The 13,517-nt window shown below is 71.9% G+C and carries 14 protein-coding genes and 1 pseudogene; 4 read left to right on the top strand and 11 right to left on the bottom strand.

All coding sequences use genetic code 11. The annotated features are described in order from the left end of the window. Positions 1–103: 103 nt before the first annotated feature. Positions 104–643 (top strand): hypothetical protein, encoded by a 540-nt coding sequence (locus ACZ6JS_RS32215; RefSeq protein ID WP_469303236.1) that lies wholly within the window; start codon positions 104–106, stop codon positions 641–643. Between the two features lie 267 nt (positions 644–910). Here ACZ6JS_RS32215 and ACZ6JS_RS32210 read toward each other — a convergent pair whose 3' ends face one another. The 8 genes and pseudogenes from ACZ6JS_RS32210 to ACZ6JS_RS32175 form a co-directional block, all read right to left on the bottom strand. Next, positions 911–1,447 carry a hypothetical protein gene (locus ACZ6JS_RS32210; RefSeq protein WP_469303440.1) on the bottom strand — a complete coding sequence of 179 codons (537 nt, stop codon included), beginning with the start codon at positions 1,445–1,447 and terminating at the stop codon, positions 911–913. A 95-nt stretch (positions 1,448–1,542) separates the two neighbouring features. Continuing rightward, the gene (locus ACZ6JS_RS32205; RefSeq protein ID WP_469303439.1) at positions 1,543–2,211 is read right to left on the bottom strand and encodes a uracil-DNA glycosylase; all 669 of its coding nucleotides are present in this window, start codon (positions 2,209–2,211) and stop codon (positions 1,543–1,545) included. A 111-nt stretch (positions 2,212–2,322) separates the two neighbouring features. Then, a complete protein-coding gene (locus ACZ6JS_RS32200) occupies positions 2,323–3,906 on the bottom strand; it encodes an ABC transporter substrate-binding protein (protein ID WP_469303235.1) in 1,584 nt (527 codons plus the stop codon). A gap of 152 nt (positions 3,907–4,058) precedes the next feature. Further along, on the bottom strand, positions 4,059–4,820 hold the full coding sequence (locus ACZ6JS_RS32195; protein ID WP_469303233.1) for an SDR family oxidoreductase: 762 nt from the start codon (positions 4,818–4,820) through the stop codon (positions 4,059–4,061). A gap of 29 nt (positions 4,821–4,849) precedes the next feature. After that, a complete protein-coding gene (gene fabG / locus ACZ6JS_RS32190) occupies positions 4,850–5,611 on the bottom strand; it encodes a 3-oxoacyl-ACP reductase FabG (RefSeq protein ID WP_364851945.1) in 762 nt (253 codons plus the stop codon). A gap of 133 nt (positions 5,612–5,744) precedes the next feature. Next, entirely contained in the window at positions 5,745–6,128 is a 384-nt protein-coding gene (locus ACZ6JS_RS32185; RefSeq protein WP_030658325.1) for a DUF3037 domain-containing protein, read from the bottom strand. Then, entirely contained in the window at positions 6,125–6,973 is an 849-nt protein-coding gene (locus ACZ6JS_RS32180; RefSeq protein ID WP_469303232.1) for a HipA family kinase, read from the bottom strand. The genes ACZ6JS_RS32185 and ACZ6JS_RS32180 overlap by 4 nt, the downstream gene beginning before the upstream one ends. Before the next feature lie 104 nt (positions 6,974–7,077). Further along, positions 7,078–7,947: pseudogene (locus ACZ6JS_RS32175) on the bottom strand (MFS transporter); the annotation flags it as partial. Between the two features lie 651 nt (positions 7,948–8,598). Here ACZ6JS_RS32175 and ACZ6JS_RS32170 point away from each other — a divergent pair. Together ACZ6JS_RS32170 and ACZ6JS_RS32165 are read left to right on the top strand one after the other, a co-directional pair. Further along, positions 8,599–8,937 (top strand): carboxymuconolactone decarboxylase family protein, encoded by a 339-nt coding sequence (locus ACZ6JS_RS32170; RefSeq protein ID WP_469303230.1) that lies wholly within the window; start codon positions 8,599–8,601, stop codon positions 8,935–8,937. Positions 8,938–9,139: 202 nt separating this feature from the next. Further along, on the top strand, positions 9,140–10,570 hold the full coding sequence (locus ACZ6JS_RS32165; protein ID WP_469303227.1) for a DUF2252 domain-containing protein: 1,431 nt from the start codon (positions 9,140–9,142) through the stop codon (positions 10,568–10,570). Positions 10,571–10,625: 55 nt separating this feature from the next. Here ACZ6JS_RS32165 and ACZ6JS_RS32160 read toward each other — a convergent pair whose 3' ends face one another. Next, a complete protein-coding gene (locus ACZ6JS_RS32160; RefSeq protein ID WP_469303225.1) occupies positions 10,626–11,054 on the bottom strand; it encodes a subtilase-type protease inhibitor in 429 nt (142 codons plus the stop codon). Between the two features lie 327 nt (positions 11,055–11,381). Beyond that, positions 11,382–11,996, bottom strand: a complete 615-nt coding sequence (locus tag ACZ6JS_RS32155) for a cysteine hydrolase family protein (protein ID WP_469303223.1) — start codon at positions 11,994–11,996, stop codon at positions 11,382–11,384. 76 nt (positions 11,997–12,072) lie between these two features. Here ACZ6JS_RS32155 and ACZ6JS_RS32150 point away from each other — a divergent pair, with 76 nt between their 5' ends. Continuing rightward, positions 12,073–12,531 (top strand): pyridoxamine 5'-phosphate oxidase family protein, encoded by a 459-nt coding sequence (locus tag ACZ6JS_RS32150; protein ID WP_469303221.1) that lies wholly within the window; start codon positions 12,073–12,075, stop codon positions 12,529–12,531. A gap of 23 nt (positions 12,532–12,554) precedes the next feature. On the opposite strand, the gene ACZ6JS_RS32145 is transcribed toward ACZ6JS_RS32150, so the two are convergent. Then, positions 12,555–13,463, bottom strand: a complete 909-nt coding sequence (locus tag ACZ6JS_RS32145) for a LysR substrate-binding domain-containing protein (protein ID WP_469303219.1) — start codon at positions 13,461–13,463, stop codon at positions 12,555–12,557. Between the last annotated feature and the right edge of the window lie 54 nt (positions 13,464–13,517).

Here is a 13,517-nt window from a genome sequence, read left to right as displayed (position 1 = left end):
GTGGCCGGCGATCCGCCGGTCACCCCGCCGCCCGTCACCCGTGCGGGGTGAATATGGGCTCCCGGTTTCCACAACGGGGTCCTCGCACAGCAGAGTTGCGCGGGTGCATCCAACGCGAACCACGACAAAGCTGCTGCTCGGAGTCGCCTGTGCCGTCTCGGCCGTCTCCGGCTGTGTCCATGTGAGCCCCGGACCCGCGCAGCCTGCGGCGGCCCCCGCCGCCGGGGTCCCGCCCCGGCACGAGCCGCGCGGCGGGCCGGGGGCCGCGACCGTGGCCGTCCGGGCGCCCGCCCTGGAGGCGCTGGAGGCGGTCGGGGCGGCCCCGGAGCGGCCCGCGCAGCCGACGGCCGACGCCCCCGCCGTACGGACCCCCGAGCGCTCCGCCCAGGACGGCCCCGGCAGGCCCGTGGCGGACGCTCCGCCGGTCCCCGACATCCCGGAGCCCCGCCGGGCTGCCGAGCCCGCCCAGGGGCGCCCGGACGGCCCCCGGCGGCGTGCACGGCCCGACGCCGACGCGGAACGGGAGCTGGTGCGGAAGCTGCCGGTGCGGCCGGCCGACGTCTGCGCGCTGGGCCGGCGCCACGGCCGCTGGCACCCCGACAGCCCGGAGGCCCGGATCTGCGCGGGCGTCCACGGCGGCTGAGGAGCGGCCAGTGGCGCCTTGGATGATCGGGCCGGATCAGGCACCGCACACCGGCGAGCCGGTCTGAGCGGCTCAGACACCGGCGAGCCGGTCTGAGAGCGGCACGCTGCCCCAAGGGCGTCCCGTGATCCCCCGTGGATCGGCGCGCGGCGTCGGATGCGGTGCACCGCACGGAGCGTGCTCGTACCGGGCGGACCCGGGCGCTCCGACAACGCAGCGAGGCGTGGTGCTGTCGTCGTGCGCCCGCCGGGTATTGCGGGACAGCCCTCAGGACTGTTCGGGGAAGGGCCGCGGGCGCCCGGCGCCCGGCTCCGCGGCGAGACGGCGCTCCAGCCGGGCGATGGCCGCCCGCACGCCGTTGCCGTAGCCGTCGTCGGACAGGGCCCCTGCGGCCGCGCGGGCCCGCGCCAGGTGGATGCGCGCGGCCTCCGGCCGCTGGAGCTTCAGGTAGTCGGCGGCCAGGCTCAGGTGCAGGGACGGGTAGAAGACGCGCATCGCGGGACGCGGTTCCCGCTGCGCCGGGCGCCCGTCCCCGGACCCGTTCCCGGGCCGGTCGCGCAGGGCGTCGGCGGCGGTGAGGGCCCTCAGGTCCCAGGCCAGCTCGTCGGCCGGATCGTCCTGGGCATCGGCCATGTAGTGGGCGAGGGTGCACCGGTGCAGGGAGTCTCCCTCCTCGCCGATCTCCTGCCAGATCTCGCCGAGCCGGTTGCGGGCCTCCTCCCGGTCCCCGGCGTGCAGCAGGATGACCGCCTGGCCGATCCTCGTCATGACGGCGTCCTCCGACGCCTCCTGCTGCTCGGTCACGGCGGCCTCCGGCTTGCTCTGCCGGACCTGCTCCGGTCCGGTCGTCAAGAAGCTAGCCGGAGGCACCGGCTGTGGCGCCGAGGCGCGGTGACAGGTCAGCCGAGGTCCGGGATCCGCCAGTCGATCGGCTCATGCCCCTGGGCGGCGATGGCCTCGTTGATCTGCGTGAAGGGCCGGGAGCCGAAGAACTTCTTGGCCGACAGGGGGGAGGGGTGCGCACCCTTGACGATCACGTGCCGCTCCTCGTCGATGAGCGGGATCTTCTTCTGGGCGTAGGCGCCCCACAGGACGAACACGGCCGGGTCGGGCCGCTCGGACACCGCTCGGATCACGGCATCGGTGAACTTCTCCCAGCCCTTGCCCTTGTGGGAGTTCGGCTCGGCCTCCCGGACGGTGAGCACCGCGTTGAGCAGCAGGACGCCCTGCTGGGCCCACGGCATCAGGTACCCGTTGTCCGGGACGGGAAGGCCGAGCTCCTCCTTCATCTCCTTGTAGATGTTGCGCAGCGAGGGCGGGGTCCTCACGCCGGGCTGCACGGAGAAGCACAGGCCGTGGCCCTGGCCGGCGCCGTGGTAGGGGTCCTGGCCGAGGACGAGCACCTTCACCTGCTCGAAGGGCGTCGCGTCCAGGGCCGCGAACACCTGCTCGCGGGGCGGGTAGACCGGCCCGTTCGCCCGCTCCTTCTCGACGAACTCGGTGAGCTCTTTGAAGTAGGGCTGGTCCAGCTCCCCGCCGAGGACGGGGAGCCAGGACTCGGGCAGCATCTGGGTCACGGCGACAACCTCCGGTACATGTTCGTGCAACTGCTCCAGAACCTACCGGGGGCCACTGACAACGCGTCGACCGCCCGGGGGATCTCCCGGGCGGGACCGCGGCTACCAGCTCGTCTTGCGGTACAGCTCCCACATCTGCATGGCGGTCTGCGGGTCGAGGGCCCGCTCGGCGCCCGCGATGTCCTCGCGTGCGGCGACGTACAGCTTGCCCTGCCACAGGGGCAGCAGCCGGACGTCCTCCGCGAAGATCTGCTGGGCCTTCTCGAACTGCTGGACCCCGGAGGAGCGGTCGCTGTCGCGACGGGACTTGGGCAGCAGTTCGGTCAGGATCTCGTTCTGCTCGTACGGGGTGCCGACCGCGTTCTCCTTGCCGACGAACGGCGCGATGAAGTTGTCGGGGTCCGGGAAGTCGGGGAACCAGCCTCGGCCGAAGACCGGGTACTCCTGGCCCTTGTAGCCCTCCTGGAAGGACTTCCAGGGCTGGCTGCGCAGGGTGATACGGAAGAGGTCGCTCTCGTCGAGCTGCCGCTTGATCTCGGTGAACTCCTCGGCGGTCGAGGAGCCGTACCGGTCGGTCGTGTACCAGAAGGTCAGGTCGACCGGCTGGTTGATCCCGGCATCCTTGAGGATCTTCTTGGCCTTGCCGACGTCCGCGGCGCCGTACTTGTCGTAGAACGGCGTCTTGTGGCCGACGACGCCCTTGGGGACCATCGAGTACAGCGGCTCGGCGGTGCCCTGGTAGACCTTGGAGACGAGGGTGCCGCGGTCGATGATCTGGGCGATGGCCTGGCGGACCGCGAGCTTGTTGACCGCCGGGTCCTTCGGGTTGAAGACCAGGTAGCGGATCTCGGCGCCGACGTTCTCGACGACCTGGACGCCCAGCGTGTGCGCGGCGGGGCTCTGGAGGTCGGTGACCTGCGAGGCCGACAGGCCTCGGTAGGTGGCGTCCAGCTCCTTGGCCTTCAGGTCCGCCACCATCTTCTGGGAGTCCGCGTAGTAGCGGATGGTCACGGCCTTGTTCTGGCGGTTCGCGAAGCCGGCGTAGCCCTTGTTCTCGGACAGGACGGCTTCGCCGCCCTCCTTGTACGAGTCCAGCAGGTAGGGGCCCGAGCCGGTGATCTTGCCGTCCTCCCGCACCTTGTCGGCGGGGTAGTCCTTAGGGGCGACCAGCGAGGCCGCGGGCGAGCCGAGGACGTACGGGAAGGTGGCGTCCGAGGTCTTCAGGTGGAAGACGACGGTCAGCGCGTCGGGGGTCTCGATCTTGTCGAGGCTGCCGAAGAGGTCCTTCGGGCCGACCTTGGATCCGATCGTCCTGATCCGGTCGAGGGAGTGCTTGACGGCCTTGGAGTCGAGGGGCTCGCCGTTGGAGAACTTCAGGCCCTTGCGCAGGGTGCACCGGTAGGCCTGGCTCGCGCCGTCCGTGAACTCGCAGTTCTGGGCGGCGTCCGGCTGGGGCTTGGTGGAGCCCGTGGGGAACGCCAGCAGGGTCTGGTAGACGTTCCGGTAGAGCTCCCAGGAGCCGTCCCACGCCGCGGCGGGGTCGAGGGTGCTCGGCGCGCTCGTGGTCCCGACGACGATCCGCTTCGCTTCGTCGCCGTCGTCATCCGACAGCAGGCCGCAACCGGCGAGCAGGGATATGGACGCAAGGGCTGCAGTGATCTGCAGGCATCTGGTCCGGTTGAACACGTGCACGCTCCTCGATCAGCCAGGGGTGCGGCAGACCCTACCGCAGTGCCCCACGAATCCAATGGGTTGGTTTCGTGAGGCACTTGACCGGTTCCGTGCCTATTCGGTACACATTTACCTCCCTTTCGGAGGCAAATACGTCCGATTATCGGTCAGTGCACCCCGGCATTGAGGAACATCCCACCGTCGACGACCAGAGTTTGCCCCGTGATCCATTCCGCTTGTGCAGATGTAAGAAACGCCGCGGCCCCTCCGATGTCCTCCGGGAGCCCCAGCCGGCCGAGCGGATAGGCCGCCGCGGCCTCCTGCTCGCGGCCCTCGTAGAGCGCCTGGGCGAACTTCGTCCGGACCACCGCGGGGGCGATCGCGTTCACCCGGACCCCCGGCGCCATCTCGTGGGCCAGCTGGAGGGTGAGGTTGACCATGGCGGCCTTGCTCATCCCGTACGCGCCGATGAAGGGCGAGGCGGAGACGCCGGCGATCGACGCGATGTTCACGATCGCGCCGCCGTTGTCCTTCTGCCAGGCGTGCCAGGTCCGCTGGGCGAAGCCGAGCGCCGAGATGACGTTGGTCTCGAAGACCTTCCGCGCGACCCCGAGGTCCAGGTCCGCGATCGGCCCGAAGACCGGGTTGGTGCCCGCGTTGTTCACCAGGAAGTCGACCCGGCCGAAGGCCTCCATCGTGCGCTCGACGGCGTGGGCCTGGTGGGCCTCGTCGTGCGCCTTCCCGGCCACCCCGATCACCCGGTCCGCTCCGAGGCGCTCCACGGCCTCCTTGAGGGCCTCCTCGTTGCGCCCTGTGATGCACAGCCGGTCGCCCCGGGCGACCAGTGCCTCGGCGATGCCGTAGCCGATGCCCCGGCTCGCCCCGGTGATCAGCGCGACCTTGCCGCTGTCGGTTCCGCTGTAGGTCATGACGTACGCCCTGCCTCTCTTCGGTCGCGTCAGTTGAGGGGGCCGCCGGCCACGTACATGACCTGGCCGGAGACGAAGCCGGCGGCGTCGCCGGTGAAGAAGGCGATGGCGTTGGCGATGTCGTCCGGGCGGCCGACGCGCTGGACGGGGATCTGGGTGGCCGCGGCCGCCTGGAAGTCCTCGAATCCCATGCCGACGCGGGCGGCCGTCTGAGCGGTCATCTCGGTGACGATGAAGCCGGGGGCGACGGCGTTGGCGGTGACGCCGAACTTGCCGAGCTCGATGGCCAGGGTCTTGGTGAAGCCCTGCAGACCCGCTTTGGCGGCCGAGTAGTTGACCTGGCCGCGGTTGCCGAGCGCCGAGCTGCTGGAGAGGTTCACGATGCGGCCGAACTTGGCTTCCACCATGTACTTCTGACAGGCCTTCGACATCAGGAAGGCACCGCGCAGGTGCACGTTCATGACGGTGTCCCAGTCGGTCTCGCTCATCTTGAAGAGCAGATTGTCGCGCAGCACACCCGCGTTGTTGACCAGGATGGTGGGGGCACCGAGTTCGGCGGCGACGCGCTCGACGGCCGCCTCCACCTGGGCGCCGTCCGAGACGTCGCAGCCGACCGCCAGGGCCCGGCCGCCGGCCGCCGTGATGGCCTCCACGGTGTCCTTGCAGGCCGCTTCGTCGAGATCGAGTACGGCGACCGCCCGGCCCTCGGCGGCCAGGCGCACGGCGGTGGCCGCGCCGATGCCCCGGGCCGCCCCGGTCACGATCGCGACACGCTGCTCGGTGGTGGACATGCTGGTTCTCCTCGCCGTTGAGAAGCGGCCGCCCAGAGGTGAGCAACCGCTTAGTAGCTTCAGCTGAGGAGACGCTAGGAGTCATGGCACCCCGTGTCAACGGCCACCGGTTCGACACCGGCCGCGCCACCCGCTAGCGGACGAGGAGGTCCAAGAGCCGCTCCACCTCCGCCGCGGGGTCGGCCGTCAGACCGGTGTGCACCGGCCCCGGCTGCACCACGGTGCTGCGCGGGGCGATCAGCCAGCGGAACCGGCGTCCCGCGTCGTCACCCGCCGCCTGGCCCGCCGCCTCGCCGCCGCCGCACACACCCTCGACCCCGCGCAGCGCGGCCCGCACTCCGGCCACGTCGGCCGCCGGGTCCAGCGCGAGGAGCTTCGCCTCGTCGAGGTGGGTGCGCGCGGCGACGTACGAATGCGCCCGGCAGTAGACGATCACGCCCGCGTTGAAACACTCTCCGCGTTCCATCCGGGGCACCACGCGCACCAGCGCGTACTCGAACACGTCCCGCTTGGTCACTCGTCGCCGCTCTTCTTCTTGTGGGTCTTGTGGGGCCATTCCGGCAGGTGGTCGGTGAGCCAGCCGGGAGGTCCGGCCGGCGCCTTCACCTCGGCCTCCAGCGAGATCCTCTCGTGAATCGTGGCCGCGCGCGGCAGCAGCGCCTCCACGTAGGCACGGCGCAGCGCGTCCGTGGAGTCGAATCCCGGCTCGTCGACCAGCCACTCGTCCGGCACCTCGGCGGTGACCTCGGTGAGCAGTTCCTCGGTGACCAGCGGCGCGAGCGCGGCGGCGGCGGCCCCGATGTCCGGGCCCACGGGGGCCAGTACGTGGTCGGAGGCGTTGTAGGGCTTCGCGGCGGCCGCCTGGGCCGTTGGCCAGTTGTGGTGCCAGATCATGGTGGCACCGTGGTCGATGAGCCACAGGTCCCCGTGCCAGACCAGCATGTTCGGGTTGCGCCACGACCGGTCGACGTTGTTGATCAGGGCGTCGAACCAGATCACGCGCCCCGCCTCGGCCGCATCCACCCGGTACGCGAGCGGGTCGAAGCCGATGGAGCCCGGCAGGTAGTCCATGCCGAGGTTGAGGCCGCCGCTGGCCTTGAGCAGCTCCTGGACCTCCTGGTCGGGCTCGGCGAGCCCGATCACGGGATCGAGCTGCATCTGTACCAGCGTGGGGACCCGAAGGCCCAGCCGCTGGGCCAGGCGGCCGCAGATGACCTCGGCGACGAGGGTCTTGCGGCCCTGGCCGGCTCCGGTGAACTTCATGACGTAGGTACCGAGGTCGTCGGCCTCGACGATCCCGGGGAGCGAGCCGCCCTCACGCAGGGGCGTCACATAGCGGGTCGCGATCACTTCTGTGAGCATTTTCCCAGGCTATCGGGTCAACAAGGTGCACGATCAAAGGATTTTCCCGCCATGGGCGGAATTCGGCGGACCCGGCCGGTCCGGCGCTCGGGCGGACGGGGCGCCGGCGCCTGCCCGGAGGGCTGGACCGTCGGAATGCGCCGGGTGAAGAACAGCCCGACGAGCGCGGCGAAGCCCAGGACGGAGAGCGCCGCGCACAGGCCGTCGACCCTGGCCTCCTCGTTCGCCGCGAACGCGGCGTCGGCCACCTCGGAGCTGACGCCCGCTTCGGCGAGCGCGCTGTCCGACTGGGCGTCCGACAGGAAGGGCGCGCCGCTCGCGAGCTGGACCGTCGCCTGGCTCTTGACCGAGCTCGGGAGGGCCGGGTTCTCGGTGACGCCGGTCAGGAAGGAGGACGTGAGCGTCGCGATCATGATGGATCCGGCGAGGGCCGTACCGATGGACGAGCCGAGGTTGGTGACGGCGTTCTGGACGCCCCCGACCCCCGCGGACTGCGCCTGCGACAGCCCCAGCAGCATCAGCCACACGGTCGGCGACACCCCGAACCACGCGGGCCCGCCCTCCTTCGGCCTGAACCATCCCCACTCGTCCGACCGCAGCACTCCGTAGACGAACGTCCCGAGCCCCAACCCCGACAGGACGACGCCGACGAGGTCGATGCGCGGACGTTCCTCGCTCACGGCGTCCACGATGGGGCGGGCGAGCACGAGGATGCCGGCCACCACCAGCACCTCGCCGGCGAAGACCCACCGCCCGGAGAAGTAGGTCGTGGCGATCCCGCCGATGAGGGGCCCGAGCGCGAGGGCGATGGCTCCGGCCGCCGCGACGAGGCCGTAGGCGGCGGGACGGTGTTCGGCGGGGAAGGCCCCGGCGACGAGGGCCACGATCGCGGGCAGGATGAGCGCAGCCCCGACTCCCTCCAGGAACCGCGCGCACCCTGCCGTGGGCGTCGACGAGGCCGTCCGCCGCCCGCACCGCCTCACGGAAGCGCGCGACGGAGGTTCCGACGCATGCGATGGCTCGGTGGTGGCCTCGTCCCGGGTACGCGGGTAGCGGGGGTCGTGGCGCGGCGCCAGGTGGTCGGCGTTGTCGCAGTGCAGGGGGCCGAGGTCGAAGTACGGGTGCTTGTCGTTGGCATTGACCGCCCCGTCGCGGGCGTCGGCATCTCCGCGAGCGTGGCGGGCTGCCGGGACAGGGCACTCCGGGTGACCGCCTCGTGGTGGTCGCCGGTGAACGCGTGGGCCGGGCCCGGCAGGGTGACGAAGGTGGTGAGAGCGGCCGTCAGGAGGGCCGCGGGGGCGCGGGCCGGCGGGGCGGGGCTCGGTCTCTTCATCGGGAGGCTCCCGGCGCGGGGTCGTCGGACGGGTGGTTCCATGCTGCGCACCGCCGTCGGTCCCCGCGCCCCCGGCCGCGCAGCGCCCGCCGGCGGCCCGGACGCCGTCCGGAGGTGTCCCTGCGTGCCGCGCCCACGCCGTACGGTGACCGCTCGCTCCGCGCCCTCGCGCGCCCGGCGGTCGGCAGACCTAGAGTTGAGGACGAGGCGGCGTGCCGGGACTCGGGGCGGCCCCGCTCCTCGGCCCCAGCCCCGCGCCCGGCGCGACGACACCCCCAGGAGGGCATGCGACATGTCCACTGCATCCGACACACCGGTTCTGGACACCCTCGCCGCCATGACGGGCGATTCGCTCGAGCGCTGCGGGATGGACCCGGGCACGCTGCTCCTCGTCCGGATCGCGGCACTCGCCGCGTCGGACGCTCCCCCGATCTCCTACCTCGCGCACATCGATCCCGCCCTCAAGGCCGGGCTGACGGTGGAGCAGTTGCAGGACGTACTGGTCGCCATCGCCCCGATCGTCGGCACCGCCCGCGTGATGACGGCGGCGGGCAACATCACCCGGGCGCTCGGCGTGGCCATAGCCGTCGCCGAGGCGGAGGCCGAGGCGCAGATGGAGGCCCAGGGCTGAGGCAGAGCGACCGCTCGCAGCGCACCCCGGGGACCCGGCCCGGCCGCCGTAACCGGGGTGCGGGCGGCGTGCGGACTCAGGACGCGCATGACCGCGGACGTCGGGCGACCACGAGGTCGGGCGGTCAGCGGCACAGGCAGCCGGCCATCACACGGGCCGGCAGGCAGGGCAACCAGTCCGGCCGGGCAGTCAGGAGGACGCCATGCCCCGGAGCGCGATCACCGCGATGCGCGCGGTGCCAGGTGCCACGCCCGAGGAGCGCGTGGCGATGGGCAGGGAGGCCCGGCGCCGCTGCCCCCGGTCGGGGCACGCCGTGTACCAGCCGTCTCCCGACCGGCCGGACCCCTTGGCGATCCTCGAGGCGCAGTCCGCGACGCGGGTGCCCGAGCTGGTCCCGATCCGCTACGCCCGGATGACGGAGTCGCCGTTCCGCTTCTACCGTGGTGCCGCCGCGATCATGGCGTCCGACCTGGCGGGCAGCCCGGACTCGGGCATCGCGGTTCAGCTCTGCGGGGACGCACACCTGCTGAACTTCCGGCTGCTGGCCTCGCCGGAGCGGCGGCTCGTGTTCGACATCAACGACTTCGACGAGACGCTGCCCGGCCCCTGGGAATGGGACGTCAAGCGGTTGTCCGCGAGCCTGGTCATCGCCGCCCGGGCGAACGGCTTCGACGAAGCCGAGCGCGCCCGCATCGTGAACTCCGCGGTGCGCTCGTACCGCGAGGCGATGTCCGGCTTCGCCGGGATGGGCAACCTCGACGTCTGGTACGCGAAGACCGACGCGGAGGGCCTGGAGGCCCTCGTCACCGAGCAGCTCGACAAGCACGGCCGCAAGAAGCTGGCCACGGCGATGGCCAAGGCCCGGTCCCGGGACAGTCTGCAGGTCTTCGACAAGCTCACCGAGGTGGTCGACGGCCGGCCGAGGATCGCGGCGGACCCGCCGCTGCTGGTCCCGCTCGCCGACCTGCTCCCGGATTCCGAGCGCGACGAACTCGTGGACCGGCTGGGCGCGCTGGTCGGCCACTACGGCCGCACGCTGGAGAGCAACCGGCGGGCGCTGCTGGAGGACTACCGCCTGGTGGACGTCGCCCGCAAGGTGGTCGGCGTCGGCAGTGTCGGCACCCGGTGCTGGATCCTGCTCCTGCTCGGCCGGGACGGCCGCGACCCGCTCTTCCTCCAGGCCAAGGAGGCCGACACCTCGGTGCTCGCCGAGCACGTCGGCGCCAGCCTCTACGGGAACCAGGGTGAACGCGTGGTCTCGGGACAGCGGTTGATGCAGGCGGCGAGCGACATCTTCCTCGGCTGGGAGCGGGTGGACGGCATCGACGGCAGGAAGCGGGACTTCTACGTCCGCCAACTGCGCGACTGGAAGGGCATCGCGATGCCGGAGACGATGTCGCCGGCGCAGCTGGAGACGTTCGGCAACGCCTGCGGGATGACCCTGGCCCGCGCGCACGCGCGGTCCGGCGACCGGGTGGCGATCGCCGCGTACCTCGGCCAAGGCGACGTCTTCGACCGGGCGCTCGCCGAGTTCGCCGAGGCGTACGCCGACCAGAACGAACGCGATCACCAGGCCCTGGTCGACGCGGTGCGGGCGGGGCGGCTGCCCGCGCAGGAGCTTCCGGCGGCGTGAGAGCCGCGGCCGGCCGGCGCCCCCGCCCGCGGCGCCGCCCGGCCGGCGCTCCGGATCAGAACGCGAAGACGGCGTTGCCGTTCAGGGTCGCCCCCATGGTGCAGGAGTTGGAGAAGGTGTGGTCCCAGGCCACGCGGCGGCCCTCCCACACGCCGACCGCGGACACGGTGACGGGCGCGTAGTGCATCGGGCACGCCCGGTCCGGGTTCGGCGCGGCCAGCAGCCGGTCGAACGTGCCGCCGGTGGCCTTGAGGGCCGCGCACGCGGCCTCGGGGTCGGGGTGCGTCCCCTGGGCGCCGGGCGCGCAGCTGAGCGTGGTGGCGCGCAGGACGGTGGGAGCGGTCACGTCGTCCCCCTGGGCGACGCTGAAGACCATGGCCGAGGGTGCGTACAGGCTCTCGGGCTGCGCCTGAGCGATGCCGGTGGCACCGGCCAGACAGAGGAGCGCGGCGGCGGAGACGGCGGCGATACGACGGTGACGCACGGGAAGACTCACTTTCGATTCAATGGTTGAACACGATCGCTACTTTCGGTATCGCGTTCCGTTGCGCCAAATCCTCGCGGAGTCCAAGGGGCATTGCACATCGACGGCCGATTTACGGACACCTGATCCGCATAGCGGAGATCGAATGGCCATTCGAGCAGTTCAGACAGGGTGCGACCGACCCATCACTGCGTGCGACCGCGACAGCTCCCGGACGGTGACGTGCGACGTTGCGGACGCGGCACCGCTCCCGGGGGCCCCGGGTTCACCCGACAGTCATCCGGCTTGTCCGGAAGTGTGCGCTCCGGGCCTTGGCCCCACGGCGGGTCAGCCCCCGAGGGACCACTCGCCGATCAGCGCCTCGGCGGTGGTGATGGCCGCCACCAGCGCGAGCGAGTTGCGGATCACCTCGGCGGTGCAGGAGGCGGGCACTCCCGCGATGGCGTCGGCCGGAACCACGACCTGGTAGCCGAGGTTGACGGCATCGAAGACGGTGTTCGGGACGGCGATGTTGGAGGACACCCCGGTGACGACGAGCGTGCGGATGCCGAGATTGCGCAGGATTGCGTCCAGGTCGGTGCCCGACATGGGCGACAGGCCGTGCAGCCGGCGCACGACGAGGTCCCGCTCGGCCACCGTGATGGGCGCCGCCACCTCCACCGCACGACTCCCGGCCAGCTGCCTCACGGGCAGTTTGCCCGCCGCCCGGAAGAGCCGCGCGTTGGTGTTGGCCCCGAGTCCGTCAGGCCGCCGCTCGGCGACCGCGTGCAGCACCTGTACGCCGGCCCCGCGCGCGGCGTCGACCAGCGCCGCGACCCGTCCCAGCATCCCCGAATCCCGGGCTTCCTTGGCGAGTTCGGGCAGCGCGCTCTCCTCGCCCACGACGCCGTTCTGGCACTCGACGGTGAGCAGCGCGGTCGTGGCGGGATCGGGATCCGGCATGACTCCCCCTGGCGTGGCGTCGGAAGAGCCCTCATGATTCCTGACACATAGTCAGATGTGAAGGGGCGCGGGACCGATGGACGAGACTCAGCGGCGGGGCCGCCGCATCATGATGAGCGAGGCGGAAGTGGACGCGTTCCTGCGGGAGCAGCGGACCTGCCGGGTGGCGACGGTCTCGCCCGACGGGCGCCCGCACGTGGGTGCCCTGTGGTTCGCGTGGGACGGCAGCTCGCTGTGGCTGTACTCGATCACCCGCAGCCGACGCTGGGCGGACCTGCGCCAGGACCCGCGGATCTCGGTGGTCGTGGACGCGGGCGAGTCCTACGACGAGCTGCGCGGCGTGGAGCTGTCCGGCAGCGCGGTCTTCGTGGGAGAGGCCCCGCGCACGGGCGAGCCGTGCCCCGAACTGGCGGCGGCGGAGCGGATCTTCCCGGTCAAGAACTTCGGGATCGAGGAGATGCCGCACGACGGCCGGCACGCGTGGATCCGCCTCACCCCGGACGCGGTCGTCTCCTGGGACTTCCGCAAGATCTGACGGCCTGCGGGATCCGACGGCGCCTACGCATGCTGAAGCTCGGCGGCCGTCGCCCGCAGGGCGCCGACCGCGGCCCGGATGGAGGGCCGGCGGTCGGCGTCCGCGCGCCAGACGGCGTACACGTGGCGGCGAACGGAGTCGCAGACGGGCAGCAGCCGCACCCCCGGCGGCACAGGTCCTCGGCCCAGCTTCGGCGCGACGCACACCCCGAGCCCGGACTCGACGAAGGCCAGCTGGGTGTGGTGTTCCTCGGCGATGTGCGCGATGCGCGGCTCGATCCCCGTACCGCGCAGGGTGAAGACCAGCCACTCGTGGCAGAACTGGCCCTCGTTCCAGGAGATCCACTCGTCGTCCGCGAACTCGGCGAGGGAGATCGCGGCGCGGTCCGCCAGCCGGTGGCCGGCCGGGACCGCGATGTCGACGGAGTCGTCCAGCAGGTGAGTCCGGGTGAGCTCCGCGGGCACCGGCATCCGCTTGTTGTGCCAATCGATCGCGAGGGCCATGTCGAGGTCTCCGCGGACGACGGCCGCCATGCTCTCCTCGGGCTCCTGCTCGCGCACCCGGACCCGCAGCTCCGGGTGGCCGGTGCGCAGGGCGGTCAGGGCCTGGGGCAGCAGGCCGCGCATGGCGGTCGGGAAGGCGCCGATGCGCAGTTCGCCGACTGCGCACCCGCGCTGCGCCTCGACGTCGGCCTGGGCCTGCTCCACCTGGGAGATGATCCGGGCGGCATGGTCGGCGAGGAGCCGTCCGGCGTCGGTGAGGCGGACCCCGCGGCCGTTCTTCGCCAGCAGCGGCTGGCCGACCTCGCGTTCCAGCTTGGCCATCTGCTGGGACACGGCGGAGGTGGTGACGTGGAGCCCGTCGGCCGCGCCGCTGACCGAGCCGTGGCGGGCGAGGGCGTCGAGGGTGCGCAGGCGCTCCAGATTCAACATGTAAGCGATGCTACGCCGTCACTGTGAGAAACTCTCGCTTGTCCTACGAAGTTG

Source organism: Streptomyces sp. NPDC046349, from assembly GCF_055587885.1.
The sequence above is the reverse complement of the archived record's forward strand: the minus strand, read 5'-3'. Positions and strand labels throughout refer to the sequence as shown.